This is a genomic window from Mycetohabitans endofungorum (genome assembly GCF_037477895.1).
In the GTDB taxonomy this organism is placed as follows: domain Bacteria; phylum Pseudomonadota; class Gammaproteobacteria; order Burkholderiales; family Burkholderiaceae; genus Mycetohabitans.
In genome coordinates, this window is the sequence record NZ_CP132744.1 from 471550 (window position 1) to 486185 (window position 14636).

A 14636-nucleotide genomic window follows, 5' to 3' on the forward strand; every position below is an offset into this window, starting at 1 on the left:
CTGTTGCCACCGGCGGGTCGCATGCTACGGGTTCGTCACGTCGTATGGCGTCAGCTTGACCGTTGCGTCTTCAGTCTGTTTTGGCGGGTTCGATAATGCGAGCGCGACGAAATTAACGGCTGACGATTCGTTGAGCAGCCCTTGGACGCTAAGTAGCGATTTGCCCTTACCGTCGATGACGCCCATTGTTGTCGACGATCCGCCATCGCATGCGATGGCATAACCCGGGTCGCGGTTAAATGTCCCAAGCCGAGTGACCGTGATGGCTATCTCGGTCATCTGCATGCCTGTCGACTTGACGCCGCGTACGCCGCTATCATCTCCGGCGATGACCGTCCTGTACCGATTCGTTTTCAGTGCGGTGGGCGAGGCCGCGGGCCGAGACGACGATGGAAAATCAATTGCGCTGCGTGCATTCGGGTGCGACGCGTGGCCGAGTTCTCCAGGGCGGTTCAGTGGCGTATTCTCGAACGCATATTTCGGATTGGCCGCCTTTTCCGCGGGAAACTTGTTTTCGTATTGACCCGTGGTTTCGTTGATCTGCGCCAGCAATGGCGCGAGGGTCACGTAGGATCCGTTTGGAAAAGTCACCTTATGATAGTCGTCCTCATAGGCGTCTTGGGGCCGCACACCTTCGATTTGTTTGATTCCTTTGACTTTGGCGCCGCCGATCGGGGCGTTGGCTGCGTACGATTTGATATCGATCTCGTCTTCCCGGATGCCGGTGTGTCCGTAGAATCCCCCATTGATGTACGCGATAGGGCCGAGCGGGTCGCGAGACAGCAGCTTGCTTTTCAAAGACTGATTTGGGGACATTAATCGCCGCGTTTCTTTATCTGACATGGCGCTGACGACGTACGGTTGTTTGCCGCCGCCCGCCAGATGTGGCACATATCTGTCTGCGGGGATTGACAGGTACTCAAGCCGTTTTGGGCCGTTCGATGTATCGATCCCTTTCATGCCGACACTGTCGAATACTTTGGAGTCGCCCTGGATCTTCACGTGGACGATGCCCGTGCCCGGTATGGCGCGCACACTGACCGGCCGATTGTCTCGACTCACCTTACGGACCGCTTCGCGGAACTTTGCAAGTGGCGAATCGGCAGGCACCGGTAAGCCCGTCGATCGCTGATCTGTTGCTGTACGATTGCCGATGCAGTCCGGTTTGAAACCATCGGCTTGGGTGGGGGCGCTTGTCGATGAAGTGGACGGCGCCGAACCGCGTCCGAGGACAGGGAAGCATTTCAGCATGGTGCGGGATATCCTTCGTGGCGTACATGGAAAGCATAGACGCAAAGCCGGCTCTGCTGGCGCGATAGTATCGGCGACGTCGATAACCGATGAAGGGTATCTCGCAGGTGAGGCGCGGCACCGCTAAGCGCGAAACGGGCAATGTCGTACCGAACCGGTTAATTCAGTTCAAATGGGGTTACCGGCGGCGGGCGGAATGGGCAACTTTACGATGGCACTGCTGCGGCGTTGTACGCGGATTCGATGGTGAACTCGCCGTCCTCGTTGGTGCTCAACACTGACTCGACGGTGGCCTTGCACAGCGGCTCTCGCGCCTTGGCCGCCACGTCGGCAGGCACCGGCACGTTGACACTGCACAACAATTGGCCCGCCTGGAACATCGCCAGATCCCCCGGGGCAAAGCGCGTCCACGTTTCATTATCGGTGAGCGGCTGCGTCGCAATCACCGCAACGCGATCCTCTGGCGTCGTGTATTGCGCAAAGTCGATCGTGACGTCCGTGTCGATCAAGTGCGCGGTCGAGAACGGCCAGCTGCGCACGAGGTAATACAAATGGGTCGAGCAGTGGACGAACAATGCCTGCCCGTTGGACATCAAAAAGTTGAACACACCGTGCCGAGTGATCTCGCGTGTGGCCTGTGCCAATGCGTCGAATAGCTCGTTTAGCGGTGGGTGGGTGCTGGGAAAGCACTCGCGCAGGTGCTGCATGATCGCGCAGAACGCGAGCTCGCTGTCCGTCGTGCCGACCGGCAGGTACACGCCGCCGAGTGCTGGCGCATAGTCGCGCAGATCGCCGTTGTGCGCAAAGATCCAATGCCGGCCCCATAGCTCGCGCTGGAACGGATGACAGTTCTCCAGCACGATGCGACCCTGCGTGGCCTTGCGAATGTGTGCGATCGTGTTTTTCGACTTGATCGGGTATTGCTTGACCAGCTCGGCGATCGGCGAGGTCGCCGACGCCTGGTGGTCAATGAACAGCCGGCAGGCTTTGTCCTCGAAGAACGCGATGCCGAAGCCATCGGCATGATGGTCAGTGACGCCGCCGCGCGCCGCGAAACCCGTGAACGAAAAGGTTACGTCCGTGGGCGCCGCGCAATTCATTCCAAGCAGTTGGCACATGATGCGAGCACGCAATGCTTCGCGAGCGCGCTTAGCGCCCGCTACAATGATGTTTTTGAAGCATATCACCGAGCCCTGGGCCACCCACGCCGAAACAGCGACGTATGCGTCGCCGCTTCGCATTCAATGCGTGGCCACGGGCGAGCCTTCGCATGCGTGATGCGCATGCTTAACTGCCGATCGACATGAACTCGTCCCAGTCCCATTCCACCGCAGCCGGCGTCGGCTCGTCGGGCGCCACTGCGCTGACTCTCGCCCGTCCCGATGATTGGCATTTGCACGTGCGTGACGGCGCGCTGCTCGAAGCGGTGCTGCCGCATACTGCCCGGCAGTTTGGCCGCGCGATCATCATGCCGAATCTGAAGCCGCCGGTCACCACGACCGCGCAGGCCGGCGCTTATCGGCAGCGAATCCTTGCCGCGCGTCCCGCGCACGGCCCTGGTGCAGCGTTTGAGCCGCTGATGACGCTGTATCTGACCGACAACACGTCGCCGGACGAAGTCCGGCGGGCTCGCGAAAGCGGCTTCGTGCATGGCGTGAAGCTGTATCCAGCCGGTGCGACGACCAACTCGGACGCCGGTGTCACGGATCTGCGCCACTGCACGGCTACGCTGGAGGCGATGCAGCAGACCGGCCTGCCGCTGCTGGTGCACGGCGAAGTGACAGACCCATCGATCGATGTGTTCGATCGCGAAAAGGTGTTTATCGACCGAGTGCTCGAGCCGTTGCGGCGCGATTTCCCTGCGCTCAAGGTGGTGTTCGAGCACATCACGACGCGCGACGCCGCGCAGTATGTGCGCGACGCGGATGCAGCGTCGGGCACGCTGGGCGCAACGATTACCGCCCACCACTTGCTGCTGAATCGCAACGCGATGCTGGTCGGTGGCATCCGCCCGCATTATTACTGCCTGCCGGTGCTTAAGCGCGAGGCGCACCGCGTGGCGCTCGTCGAGGCGGCCACCTCGGGTCATCCGCGCTTTTTCCTCGGCACCGACAGCGCGCCGCATCCGAAGGGCCTGAAGGAGCACGCGTGCGGCTGTGCCGGTTGCTACACGGCGCTGCATGCGCTGGAGTTATACGCGCAGGCCTTTGACGAGGCCGGCGCCCTGGATCGGTTGGAAGGCTTTGCGAGCTTTTATGGCGCCGACTTCTATGGATTACCGCGTGCCACCGACACGGTGACGCTCGAGCGCGCGAGTTGGACGTTGCCGGAGGCCATCGACGCAGGCGGCATCAGCGTGGTGCCGCTCAAGGCCGGCGAAGCGCTCGGCTGGAAGCTGCGCTGACACGCATGGCGGACATGTCACCGCTGCGCGAGGCCGTGGCGCGGATCGACTGGTCGCGACCGTGGTTCGAGCCGTTCCGGGCCCATGGGATGCGTTGGCAACGGGTGCTCGATACTCATGGGGCCGGCGCGTGGCTCAGCACGATGACGCAGGATGCCCAAGCGGCGTCGCTGTGCATCGGCGCTGGCCTGCCGCTGACCTTCGTGGCGCAGTCTCTGTTGCCGCCCGGCACGCGTTACGAAGCGCACATTGCTGCGACAGGTTGCGTGCCCACGCGCGATAATCTGCACGATTTCTTCAACGCGGCGAGTTGGTTTGCCTTTCCGCGGACCAAACTCGCCACGATTGGCTGCAGCATGGCCGAGGCGCGGCGGCAGGCAGGTGCGCCCGCGCCCGGCAACGGCAGGGGGCCGGTACGCGATGCGCTGACTCACTTTGACGAAAACGGCGCAATCTTTGTGACTTCCGATGGTTCGTTAGCTGAAGCGCTGCACGCTTTTGACTGGCGCCGTCTGTTTGTCGAGCATCGCCAGGCGTGGCCTGCGCGTTGTGCTGTATACGTGTACGGCCATGCGCTGCTGGAGAAGCTGCTCGCGCCGTATCGCGCATGCACTGCGCATGCATGGGTCTGCCAAGTCGAGCCGGACTGGTTCGATGCGCCCGCGGTGCAGCGTCAGGCCGACGTGGATGTCCGTGTCGCCGCGGCACTGGTCGATGATAACGTCGTCGAGTGCCCGCCACGGCAGGCGTCGCGCGAGCTTGCCCAAAAGGGCGGGGCGCTGACGATCGCGCGGTTTTCGCCGTTGCCTGTGCTGGGCGTGCCGGGCTGGTGGGCGGCCAACGCCAATCCGCGGTTCTACGCGGACACGTCGGTGTTCCGCAGCGGCCGGCGCGGGCCGCGCCACCCATGCTAAGATGATGGCTTGCAAAGTAGGCCAGACAGCCGCGGCTGCCGCGCATCGCGCGGGAGGCGAGGAAAGTCCGGACTCCACAGGGCAGGGTGATGGCTAACGGCCATCCGTGGCGACACGCGGAATAGGGCAACAGAAAGCAAACCGCCGATGGCCTGGCGCAAGCCGGGATCAGGTAAGGGTGAAATGGTGCGGTAAGAGCGCACCGCGGCTGCGGCGACGCAGTCCGGCACGGTAACCTCCACCCGGAGCAATTCCAAGTAGGCAGGCGTGCGTCGGCAGCAAGGCGCAAGGACGGGCCCCGTCTTGACCTGCGGGTAGGAAGCTTGAGCGCGTCAGCAATGGCGCGCCTAGAGGAATGGCTGTCACGCGTGCCGGGTAACCGGCGCACGCACAGAATCCGGCTTACCGGCCTGCTTTGTTCCCTCCTTTCGCGACACGCGCTATGCGTCGACGATCTCGAACGAGTGCGTGAGTTCCGCGCTCTTGGCCAACATGATCGAGGCGGAGCAATACTTGTCGTGTGACAGGTTGATCGCGCGCTCCACGGTCGCCGGGTTCAAGTTCCGGCCGCTCACCGTGAAATGGAAATGGATCTTCGTGAATACCTTCGGATCCTGGCTTGCCCGCTCGGCCTTCAGCGTGACGTTGCAGTCGACAATGTCCTGACGGCTTTTCTTCAAAATCATCACGACGTCGTACGCTGTGCAGCCCCCGGTGCCCAGCAGAACTATTTCCATCGGTCGCGGGGCTAGGTTGCGGCCACCGCCTTCCGGGGCGCCATCCATTGCCACCATGTGGCCACTGCCCGTCTCGGCTACAAAAGCCATTCCGTCCTTGCCCAACCAGCTGACCTTGCATTCCATTGCGCGTTTCCAGACTTGAGTTTTTGTACATTGTAACGAACGCGCACGAGCGCTGTCGCGCGTCGCTGCCGCGTGAGCGTCGCATCGGCCGACGCCAAGCAACGGGAACCCGCCGCTGTGGACCGAGCCGGTTGCGGACGGCGGCGAAATCGTCCTGGTTGTCCGGCGTCGTTAGGTGAAGCGCTCGTTTAGGCCGCAGTGTTGGCGAGAGATCATTAACCTATTGATTGAAAGGAAATATTGGCTATTTATGGTGTGATTCCAATATTTTGTATGATGGCGGTGTGTTTAGCCACGTAGTTTTTCTTGCGGCTTATCAGCGTAAGTAAGTCCCATAACGTCGTCTATTGGTCGATGCACGCTTGCTCGACCTCTGCTTGTCTCCTCCACCTCCTCCTTTGGTGGATTGAACCCGAACATTGGTTCGGTTTTTTTCACCATTATGTGGGCTAGGTTAGGGCTAGGGTAGCACCTGGCCTGAAAACCCTTTATAATTTAAAACTTTTCCGAAAATGCCCGCGGAAGAAGAATCAGGGAGAGCCTGCACCGCGCCATGATGCGCATCCACAAGCAGGACCACAGAAGGGCAGAGTATCTCATTTGGATCGATCATGAAGACGTTTTCCGCCAAAGCCCACGAGGTGAAGCGCGAATGGTACGTGATTGACGCGACGGACAAGGTCCTCGGCCGTGTCGCCAGCGAAGTGGCACGCCGCCTTCGCGGCAAGCACAAGCCGGAGTTCACGCCGCACGTCGATACCGGCGATTTCATCATCGTCGTCAATGCTGGCAAGCTGAAGGTCACTGGCAACAAGACGACCGATAAGAAGTATTACCGTCACTCGGGCTATCCGGGCGGCATTTATGAAACGACTTTTGGCAAGATGCAGGAGCGTTTCCCGGGCCGTGCACTTGAGAAGGCCGTCAAGGGCATGCTGCCGAAGGGCCCGCTCGGCTACGCGATGATCAAGAAGCTGAAGGTCTACGCGGACGCGACGCACCCGCACACCGCACAACAACCGAAGGCGCTCGAGATCTAAGGAGCCAGTCAGATGATCGGAAATTGGAACTACGGTACCGGCCGCCGCAAGAGCGCAGTGGCTCGCGTGTTTATCAAGGCTGGCAAGGGCGACATCGTCGTCAACGGCAAGCCCATCGCCGACTACTTCTCGCGCGAGACGTCGCTGATGATCGTGCGTCAGCCACTGGATCTAGTGAACCACGCGAACACGTTCGACATCAAGGTCAACGTGGTCGGTGGCGGCGAAACTGGCCAGGCTGGCGCCGTGCGTCACGGTATCACTCGTGCGCTGATCGACTACGATGCGACGCTGAAGCCGACGTTGTCGAACGCTGGCTTCGTGACGCGCGATGCACGTGAAGTCGAGCGTAAGAAGGTAGGTTTGCACAAGGCACGTCGTCGCAAGCAGTTCTCCAAGCGCTAAGCGAGCGCGTGCGCCGCGATGGACCGGCGCGCAGGTTCACCTGCAGGCGTCGGCATCGTGCAAAAAACCGCGGATCAGCCGATCCGCGGTTTTTTTCTTGGTGCGCCCAGCATGGGCGCACTTCTGTGGATGCAAGTCCCTGTTCTGCGGATGCAAGTCCCTGTTGATTTCAGGGCCTTCGGCACGATGTTCAGAACAGTCCTAGAATAGCGTTAAAGGCATTTTTGGAGAACTCGATGGACGCTGTGACCGATACCCCTGTGACCGAAATGCCGGCCCCGCTCGTCTTCACGGATGCAGCCGCCGACAAGGTCAAACAGCTGATCGATGAAGAAGGCAACCCAGAACTGAAGCTGCGCGTGTTCGTGCAAGGCGGCGGCTGCTCGGGATTTCAATACGGCTTTACGTTCGACGAGGAAGTCAACGAGGATGACACCGTGATGGACAAGAACGGCGTCCGGCTGTTGATCGACTCGATGAGCTACCAGTACCTGTTGGGCGCGGAAATCGACTACAAGGACGATTTGACCGGCGCGCAATTCGTGATCAAGAACCCGAACGCGACCACCACCTGCGGCTGCGGCTCGTCATTCTCGGTGTAAGCGTTCACTACCGAAATATAAGCGCATACTTGCCAAAATAAGTTGGCCGGCCCATCACGAGTCGGTTCACTACGAGGGCGGATCAGCTCCCGTTGTCGTTTGCACACCGCCGCTGACGCATGCCGCCGAGAACTACGCAAGCGACACAGCCTAGCGCGGATACAATGCGCCGAGCACGCGGTCGCCAGCGGCACCGGTGACGCTTGGCAGGTTGCCAGGCAGGCGTGCGACGTGGCGCATCGCCAGCCAAGCGAAGCTAGCGCTTCGACTTGGTGTGGGGCCATGCCGAGGTCATCCATGGTTTCGACGCGAACGCCCGCCGTATCAAAACGCTGCAGCGCGGTTTGCAACGCCGCCAGCAGGACGGTATTGCGCGCGCCGCCACCGCACACGTAGACGGCCTGGCAGTCGCCTGCATGATGTCCGATGTCACGCGCGACGGTCTGAGCTGTCAACGCGACCAGCGTCGCTTGCACGTCGTGCGGCGCCACGTCGGCAAACGACGAAAGCCGGCTCTGCACAACCATGACTCGTTGAACAAGTCCCGGCCGGTGCTTTTCGGGGGCGGCGCGCTGAAAAACGGTTCGTTGAGCAACGCGCGCAACAACGCATCGTTGACCTGCCCACGGGCGACGAACCGACCATTCTCGTCGAATGGTCTGTCCAAATGGCGTTGTGCCCACAGATCGAGCAACGCGTTCGCCGGGCCGCAGTCGAAGCCGCGGACCGGTTTGTGCGGATCCAAAATCGTAATGTTGCTGACGCCTCCGAGATTGCACACTACGCGGGTCTCGTGCTCGTGCGCGAACGTCGCCGCATGAAACGCCGGCGCGAGCGGGGCGCCATGGCTGCCCGCCGCCACGTCGCGCGCGCGGAAATCGGCGACGACGTCGATACCGGTCAACTCCGCCAGCAACGCCGGATTGTTGATCTGCCGCGTATAGCCGAGTTCGGGGCGGTGTCTGATCGTCTGTCCGTGCACGCCAATGGCGCGGACGTGCTCGGCTGATACCTGTGCGCTGGTCTGCAGCGCGTGGCGGCACGCCGCATAGCGCGTCGCCAGCGCGTTGGCGGCACGGGCCTCGCGGTGCACTTCGTCATCCGCTGCAGCTTGCAACGCGAACAAGGTGTCGCGCAACTCGGGCGGCAAGCTAATGAAGGCCTCGGCACGGACCTGGGGCCGTCCTTGCGTAAAGTCGACGATCACGCCGTCGACACCATCCATGCTCGTGCCTGACATCAGGCCGATATACAGCCCGTCGGCATCATGCGTCTGTCGGGGCTGTCGTCGTATTCGGCGCTGGGTTGTCTCACCTAAAGCCCCCAGTGGCGTTGAGCGGTGCGCCGGCCCAATGGTCAGCGTGCACGATCGATGTGGCACGCCGCGGCGGCGTTGCTGCCAGGCTGTATTGCTGTCATTGTGATGCGACGCGCGGTGGCAGGACGTCGTTGTCGATCAACAAATTAGCCGAGTATCGCTCGAACGCGTGTAGCGTGGCGCCACGCAATGACGCGGGTTGACCGACCGATGCCGCGAGCGGATTGACATGGCGGCCTTGGTGCCGCACCTCATAGTGCAAATGGGGGCCGGTCGCCCAGCCGGTGCTGCCAACGTAGCCGATCACATCGCCGCGTGCGATTTTCGCACCGGTTTTCAGTTTCGGTGGGATTCGCGACAGGTGGGCATACACAGTCTCATAGTGCTGAGCATGGCGTACCACGATCGTCTTGCCATACCCGTGCCGCCACCCCGCGAATGCGACAGTTCCGGCCCCGCTTGCCCGCACCGGTGTGCCGCGTGGCGCGGCCCAATCCACGCCGCTGTGGAACGCGCGGCGTTTGGAAATCGGATGCACGCGCTCGCCGAAGCGCGACGACAGTCGGGCGCTGGCAACGGGACGCGGATCGAGCCCGCGCTGCAGCGAGTGCCCGTTGGCGGCATAGAAGTGGCCGCCGCGCTTGCTCGGCGGACGGTACCAGATGGCACGCACGGGCGCGGTGCCGACGGCATGGACCTCGAGGACGAGGATGCGTCGAGTGCGGGATGACTCGCCGGCCGCTGCGCCCAGTAGCACGCGGTAGCGCTGTCCGCGCAACGGGCCGGCCAGCGCGCGCATGGTCGGCAGCGCATCGAGCGCTGCGTCGATCGAGCTGCTCAATACGCCGGCTTGTCGCATCGCGCTGGCGAACTGGCTGTCGAGCGCGCCCGAGAACACGCGCTCGGATGGGGTGGTAGCGCGGTGTGGCTCGTCCAGCCGTAGGGGGCTGGCACTTGACAGCGCGCCGGCCGCTTGTGGCGGATGTTCCGCGGCGAATGTCTCGGTAGCGGCGCTGGCTGGGGGCGCAGAAGTGGCCAGCGCGGCGGCCACGTAATCGCCATACGGGCCTAGCGCCGTGCTGCGCCAACTGATGGCGCGCAACATGCTGCTGTTGACCTGGGCTTGCGTGGCCGCTGAGCGCGCCGACGTGTATGCCGAATGCGCCGGTATCGCGAGCGCGGATATCACAGCGGGAGCGTACGGGATCGTGCGTGCGATCGTTACGCTCAAGCTCACGGACGCGGCGGCGATCGGGTGAATGATCGCTTGATGGCGCCGCGCGGCGAAGTGACGCAGCGATACGGTGCCGCTGCGCGCGAGTGCAAAAACCTGCCGGAAGCAGTACCACATCACGTAAAATCCAGTTCTTGCACGAGAAAAGCGACGGCCTTGAGGGTTGTTTGAGGCAGGGTTGCGAGGTGCGGCGCGTGACGAGCGCCGCCGTGCCGCTCGTGATTCGATGACAGTTTCGTGAAAAGTTCCCGCCTAATGAGTACCGAGTCCAGCGTTGCCGGGTCGTCCCTGACCATTACCGATGAAGTCCGTGCCGCACTGGCGATAGCGCGTCGTGGTTGCGACGAGTTGCTGATCGAGGACGAGTTTGCGCAGAAACTGGCAAGGAGCGCGCAAACTGGCAAGCCATTGCGCATCAAGCTCGGGCTCGACCCGACCGCGCCGGACATCCACATCGGACACACCGTGGTGCTCAATAAGATGCGCCAGTTGCAGGACCTGGGTCATACCGTTATTTTCCTGATTGGCGACTTCACGTCGTTGATCGGCGATCCGTCTGGACGCAATCAGACGCGCCCGCCGCTCACCCGCGAGCAAATCGAGGCCAATGCGAAGACTTATTTCGAACAGGCCGCGCTGGTGCTCGATCGCGAAAAGACCGAGATCCGCTACAACAGCGAATGGTCAATGCCGCTGGGCGCCGACGGCATGATCAAGCTTGCGTCACGCTACACCGTGGCGCGGATGCTCGAGCGTGACGACTTCACCAAGCGGTTCCAGAGCGGCGTGCCGATCTCGATCCATGAATTCCTGTATCCCCTGATGCAAGGGTATGACTCGGTCGCGCTGCAATCGGATCTCGAGTTGGGTGGCACCGATCAGAAGTTCAATCTGCTGGTGGGCCGCGAGTTGCAGAAGCAGTATGGTCAGGAGCCGCAGTGCATCCTGACGATGCCGCTGCTCGAAGGGCTGGACGGCGTCGATAAGATGTCCAAGTCCAAGAACAACTACGTCGGTATCAGCGAGAAGCCGTCCGACATGTTCGGCAAGCTAATGAGCATCTCGGACACGCTGATGTGGCGTTACTTTGAGCTGCTTTCGTTCCGTAGCCTCGAGGAGATTGCAGACTTCAAGCGGCAGGTGCAGGCCGGCCGCAACCCACGTGAGCTGAAGGTGCTGCTTGCGCAGGAAATCGTCGCTCGTTTTCACTCGCAGGCCGATGCGCAGCGCGCGCTAGAGGATTTCAATCATCGTGCGAAGGGCGGGGTGCCTGACGATATTCCGGAAATGGCGTTGAGTGGCGCGCCGCTGCCAATCGGGCAATTGCTGAAGCAAGCTGGCCTGGTGCCGTCCACCAGCGAGGCATTGCGCAACATCGAACAGTCCGGCGTGAAGATCGACGGCACGACGATCACCGACAAAGGGCTGAAGCTTGAGGCAGGCGTGTATGTCGTGCAGGTCGGCAAACGGCGTTTTGCGCGCGTGACACTGCGCGCTTAGAGCAACGGACAACCCGACGACAGCCGAACCATAGCGAGGACTTGCATTGATCGCATTGATCCAACGGGTTGCGCGAGCCAGCGTGCAAGTCGATGCGCAGGTGATCGGCGCGATCGGCCCCGGGCTGCTCGCGCTGGTCTGCGCGGAACGCGGCGACTGCGAGGCTACAGCGGACAAGCTGCTCAACAAGCTGCTGGGTTATCGCGTATTCAGCGATACACAGGGCCGGATGAACCTGTCCGTGCGGAACATCGACGGTGCCGGCGGCGCAGGCGGGCTGTTGATCGTGTCGCAGTTCACGCTGGCGGCTGATACGAATAGCGGCTTGCGCCCCAGCTTTACCCCCGCCGCACCACCGGACGAAGGCAGGCGGTTGTACAACTATTTCGTCGCCCGTGCGCGGCAGCAGCATCCCATCGTCCAGACCGGTGAATTTGGCGCCGCGATGCAGGTATCGTCGGTCAACGATGGTCCGGTAACCTTTTGGCTGCGCGTGCCGGCCGCATGACTTGAGTGATCAAGCACGCCGGCGAGTGCCCGCGGATGCCATGCCTGTAGCAATCATGCGCTGGATGCCGCTAATCATCATTGACGTGAAGTCGGCATGCCCTGTCCAGTACACTGCCTGCGGGCCGAACAGCCTCGGATTGTCCGGCGGTGATGAATAGTCGATCGCGGGGCCTTTGCCGCTCGTGAGTTCAGTGACGCCGGCCGCTACGCGCCGGCGCAGTCAGTTCAGTATGCCGTTGGCCAGCCCACAAATGCGCACCACGCAGATCGGCTATTCGCCGCTGGTGCTCCACAGGTCGCGGATCGGTCCCGCATCCGGCGCTGCAAGGCCGAAGTGGCGATAGGCGAGCAGCGTCGCGACGCGTCCGCGCGGCGTGCGTTGCAGATAGCCTTGCTGGATTAAATAAGGCTCGATTACGTCTTCGATCGTGTCGCGTTCCTCGCCGATCGCGGCGGCCAAGTTGTCCAGGCCCACCGGGCCGCCATCGAACTTGTGCAGGATCGCCTCCAGCAGCTTGCGATCCATCAAGTCGAAGCCGACCGGGTCGACATCGAGCATCGCCAGTGCCGCATCGGCCGTCGTCGCCGTGATGCGGCCGTCGGACTTGACCTCGGCATAGTCTCGCACGCGACGCAGCAGCCGGTTCGCAATCCGTGGCGTGCCGCGCGAACGCCGCGCGATCTCCAGCGCGCCTTCGGGCTGGATTTGCGCGCCGAGCAGGTGGGCCGAGCGTTCGACGATCCGCGCCAGTTCGCTTGCGGTATAGAATTCGAGCCGGGCGACGATGCCGAAGCGGTCCCGCAACGGATTGGTCAGCATGCCAGCGCGCGTCGTGGCCCCCACCAGCGTGAACGGATGCAGATCCAGCTTGACGCTGCGTGCGGCCGGTCCCTCGCCGATCATGATGTCGATCTGATAGTCTTCGAGCGCTGGGTACAGGATTTCCTCGACGACCGGCGACAACCGGTGGATCTCGTCGATGAACAGCACGTCGTTCGCCTCGAGATGAGTCAGCAGCGCAGCCAGGTCGCCGGCCCGTTCGAGCACCGGTCCGGACGTCTGGCGCAGGTTGACGCCCATTTCCCGCGCGACGATGTGCGCAAGCGTGGTCTTGCCCAGCCCCGGGGGGCCGAATAGCAGCACATGGTCGAGCGCTTCCGAGCGGCGCTTTGCCGCTTCAATAAAGATCTCGAGCTGCCCGCGAACCTTTTCCTGCCCGACATATTCGTCCAGCAGCCGCGGGCGCAGCGCCCGCTCGAACGCCTCCTCATTGGGCGATGCGGGGGTCGTTGCAATGACGCGCTCCGAGCCGAGTTTGTCCGTTTCGATCATATGCTGATTGTACCGCGATGTAGCCGGCATGCCAGTTGCCATGCCGTGCTGCGCCGCGTGGAGCTCATGCCTTCGACAAGGCCTTCAGAGCGAGTTTGATGCCGTCCGACACACCGGTGCCGGCCGGCACGTTCTTGATCGCGGCAAGCGCTTCCTTCTCGGAATAACCGAGCGAGAGTAGAGCGTGCAGGATGTCCGGCGCGTGGTCGGACGATGAGGCGGCGGAGGCGGCCGCGCCGATGTCGGCGCCCAATTTGCCTTTCAACTCGAGTAACAGTCGCTCGGCGGTTTTCTTGCCGATGCCCGGCACTCGCGTCAGGCGGGTGGCATCCTGCAACGTCACTGTCTGCGCAAGATCGCTCACGCTCATCCCGGAGAGCACCGCGAGCGCCATGCGCGCCCCGATCCCGCTGATCTTCAGCAGTTCGCGAAACGTTTGTCGCTCCTGCTGCGTGAGAAAACCATACAGCAGATGCGCGTCCTCGCGCACGATCAGTTGGGTCAGCAACGTGACTTTGTCGCCAGTGCCCGGCAGGTTGTAGAACGTGCTCATCGGCACATCGACCTCGTAGCCGACGCCGTTACAGTCGACTAGCAGATGAGGCGGGTTTTTCTCGAGCAGGATGCCCGCAATGCGACCGATCATGACGAATCAATATAGAGTGGATGCGCGAGTGTAGCGTATCGCGGCATAAACACTGCGCCGGGTTAACCGATCAGCCGGCCGCGTCGAACACGATAGCCTTTCTTCGTCAATGCCGGCGCGAGCGTGCCGAGCGCGTTGATCGCCGCGCCGCTGTTCGCGTGGCAGATCGCCATGCCGAGCGCGTCGGCGGCGTCGGTGCCGGGCAAGCCGCTCAAGTTCAGCAACCGGACCACCATCTGCTGCATCTGGTTCTTGGTCGCGCGCCCGTAGCCGACCACTGCTTGCTTGAGTTGCAGCGCGGTGTATTCGGCCACCGGTACGTGGCCCGATACGAGTGAGCAAATCGCCGCGCCGCGCGCCTGCCCCAGCAGCAGCGTCGATTGCGGATTGACGTTGACGAATACTTTCTCAATCGCGGCTTGATCCGGGCGGTGCTCGCGGATCAGCGTCGCCACGCCGTCGAAGATCGTACCCAGGCGGCTCGGCAAATCGGCGTCCGCGGTACGGATCACCCCGCTGGTCACGTAGGTGAGCGCGTGTCCGTGCTTGTCGATGACGCCAAAGCCGGTGACGCGCAAGCCCGGATCAATGCCAAGTATTCTCATCGCGCCACTAT

At 62.3% G+C, this 14636-nt stretch carries 14 protein-coding genes, 1 other RNA gene and 2 pseudogenes; 8 read left to right on the forward strand and 9 right to left on the reverse strand.

The genetic code is table 11. The annotated features are described in order from the left end of the window. Nucleotides 1–24: 24 nt before the first annotated feature. Together RA167_RS02115 and RA167_RS02120 are read right to left on the reverse strand one after the other, a co-directional pair. Entirely contained in the window at nt 25–1062 is a 1038-nt protein-coding gene (locus RA167_RS02115; RefSeq protein ID WP_235091208.1) for a hypothetical protein, read from the reverse strand. Between the two features lie 395 nt (nt 1063–1457). Continuing rightward, the gene (locus tag RA167_RS02120; protein ID WP_076787682.1) at nt 1458–2369 is read right to left on the reverse strand and encodes a class II glutamine amidotransferase; all 912 of its coding nucleotides are present in this window, start codon (nt 2367–2369) and stop codon (nt 1458–1460) included. 185 nt (nt 2370–2554) lie between these two features. Between RA167_RS02120 and pyrC the strand changes: the two genes are divergently transcribed. The 3 genes from pyrC (at nt 2555) to rnpB (ending at nt 4990) form a co-directional block, all read left to right on the forward strand. Next, nucleotides 2555–3655, forward strand: a complete 1101-nt coding sequence (gene pyrC / locus RA167_RS02125) for a dihydroorotase (RefSeq protein WP_076786087.1) — start codon at nt 2555–2557, stop codon at nt 3653–3655. Nucleotides 3656–3660: 5 nt separating this feature from the next. Then, nucleotides 3661–4569, forward strand: a complete 909-nt coding sequence (locus RA167_RS02130) for a DUF3025 domain-containing protein (protein ID WP_076786088.1) — start codon at nt 3661–3663, stop codon at nt 4567–4569. A gap of 13 nt (nt 4570–4582) precedes the next feature. Next, an RNA gene (gene rnpB / locus RA167_RS02135) (RNase P RNA component class A) lies at nt 4583–4990 on the forward strand. Nucleotides 4991–5009: 19 nt separating this feature from the next. Here rnpB and RA167_RS02140 read toward each other — a convergent pair. Beyond that, a complete protein-coding gene (locus tag RA167_RS02140) occupies nt 5010–5432 on the reverse strand; it encodes an OsmC family protein (RefSeq protein WP_076786089.1) in 423 nt (140 codons plus the stop codon). Nucleotides 5433–6043: 611 nt separating this feature from the next. Here RA167_RS02140 and rplM point away from each other — a divergent pair. From rplM to erpA, 3 genes are all read left to right on the forward strand, one after another. Next, a complete protein-coding gene (gene rplM / locus RA167_RS02145; protein ID WP_013436283.1) occupies nt 6044–6472 on the forward strand; it encodes a 50S ribosomal protein L13 in 429 nt (142 codons plus the stop codon). 12 nt (nt 6473–6484) lie between these two features. Continuing rightward, entirely contained in the window at nt 6485–6877 is a 393-nt protein-coding gene (gene rpsI, locus RA167_RS02150) for a 30S ribosomal protein S9 (RefSeq protein ID WP_076786090.1), read from the forward strand. Nucleotides 6878–7113: 236 nt separating this feature from the next. Further along, nucleotides 7114–7479 carry an iron-sulfur cluster insertion protein ErpA gene (erpA, locus tag RA167_RS02155; RefSeq protein ID WP_076786092.1) on the forward strand — a complete coding sequence of 122 codons (366 nt, stop codon included), beginning with the start codon at nt 7114–7116 and terminating at the stop codon, nt 7477–7479. A gap of 150 nt (nt 7480–7629) precedes the next feature. Here erpA and RA167_RS02160 read toward each other — a convergent pair. Next, a pseudogene (locus RA167_RS02160) lies at nt 7630–8719 on the reverse strand (anhydro-N-acetylmuramic acid kinase). 175 nt (nt 8720–8894) lie between these two features. Continuing rightward, nucleotides 8895–10148, reverse strand: a complete 1254-nt coding sequence (locus tag RA167_RS02165; RefSeq protein ID WP_076786093.1) for a M23 family metallopeptidase — start codon at nt 10146–10148, stop codon at nt 8895–8897. Nucleotides 10149–10286: 138 nt separating this feature from the next. On the opposite strand from RA167_RS02165, the gene tyrS reads away from it, so the two are divergent. Together tyrS and dtd are read left to right on the forward strand one after the other, a co-directional pair. After that, a complete protein-coding gene (tyrS, locus tag RA167_RS02170) occupies nt 10287–11531 on the forward strand; it encodes a tyrosine--tRNA ligase (RefSeq protein WP_076786094.1) in 1245 nt (414 codons plus the stop codon). 46 nt (nt 11532–11577) lie between these two features. Further along, nucleotides 11578–12039, forward strand: coding sequence for a D-aminoacyl-tRNA deacylase (gene dtd / locus RA167_RS02175; protein ID WP_076786095.1), 462 nt, complete (start codon nt 11578–11580; stop codon nt 12037–12039). Here dtd and RA167_RS02180 read toward each other — a convergent pair. The 4 genes and pseudogenes from RA167_RS02180 to ruvC all read right to left on the reverse strand — a co-directional run. Next, nucleotides 12039–12261, reverse strand: a pseudogene (locus tag RA167_RS02180) (oxygenase MpaB family protein); the annotation flags it as partial. The gene dtd and the pseudogene RA167_RS02180 sit on opposite strands and share 1 nt — an antisense overlap. Nucleotides 12262–12312: 51 nt before the next feature. Continuing rightward, nucleotides 12313–13374, reverse strand: a complete 1062-nt coding sequence (gene ruvB, locus RA167_RS02185; protein ID WP_076786096.1) for a Holliday junction branch migration DNA helicase RuvB — start codon at nt 13372–13374, stop codon at nt 12313–12315. A 64-nt stretch (nt 13375–13438) separates the two neighbouring features. Beyond that, nucleotides 13439–14020, reverse strand: a complete 582-nt coding sequence (gene ruvA, locus RA167_RS02190; RefSeq protein WP_076786097.1) for a Holliday junction branch migration protein RuvA — start codon at nt 14018–14020, stop codon at nt 13439–13441. A gap of 62 nt (nt 14021–14082) precedes the next feature. Next, the gene (ruvC, locus tag RA167_RS02195; protein ID WP_076786098.1) at nt 14083–14625 is read right to left on the reverse strand and encodes a crossover junction endodeoxyribonuclease RuvC; all 543 of its coding nucleotides are present in this window, start codon (nt 14623–14625) and stop codon (nt 14083–14085) included. Nucleotides 14626–14636: the final 11 nt, after the last annotated feature.

Excerpts from the sequence above, each read along its gene's own strand:
- ruvA (WP_076786097.1), bottom strand. The coding sequence starts at position 14,020 with ATGATCGGTCGCATTGCGGGCATCCTGCTCGAGAAAAACCCGCCTCAT.
- erpA (WP_076786092.1), top strand. The coding sequence starts at position 7,114 with ATGGACGCTGTGACCGATACCCCTGTGACCGAAATGCCGGCCCCGCTC.
- RA167_RS02120 (WP_076787682.1), bottom strand. The coding sequence starts at position 2,369 with ATGTGCCAACTGCTTGGAATGAATTGCGCGGCGCCCACGGACGTAACC.
- rpsI (WP_076786090.1), top strand. The coding sequence starts at position 6,485 with ATGATCGGAAATTGGAACTACGGTACCGGCCGCCGCAAGAGCGCAGTG.
- RA167_RS02140 (WP_076786089.1), bottom strand. The coding sequence starts at position 5,432 with ATGGAATGCAAGGTCAGCTGGTTGGGCAAGGACGGAATGGCTTTTGTA.
- rplM (WP_013436283.1), top strand. The coding sequence starts at position 6,044 with ATGAAGACGTTTTCCGCCAAAGCCCACGAGGTGAAGCGCGAATGGTAC.
- ruvB (WP_076786096.1), bottom strand. The coding sequence starts at position 13,374 with ATGATCGAAACGGACAAACTCGGCTCGGAGCGCGTCATTGCAACGACC.
- pyrC (WP_076786087.1), top strand. The coding sequence starts at position 2,555 with ATGAACTCGTCCCAGTCCCATTCCACCGCAGCCGGCGTCGGCTCGTCG.
- tyrS (WP_076786094.1), top strand. The coding sequence starts at position 10,287 with ATGAGTACCGAGTCCAGCGTTGCCGGGTCGTCCCTGACCATTACCGAT.
- RA167_RS02165 (WP_076786093.1), bottom strand. The coding sequence starts at position 10,148 with ATGTGGTACTGCTTCCGGCAGGTTTTTGCACTCGCGCGCAGCGGCACC.
- ruvC (WP_076786098.1), bottom strand. The coding sequence starts at position 14,625 with ATGAGAATACTTGGCATTGATCCGGGCTTGCGCGTCACCGGCTTTGGC.
- RA167_RS02130 (WP_076786088.1), top strand. The coding sequence starts at position 3,661 with ATGGCGGACATGTCACCGCTGCGCGAGGCCGTGGCGCGGATCGACTGG.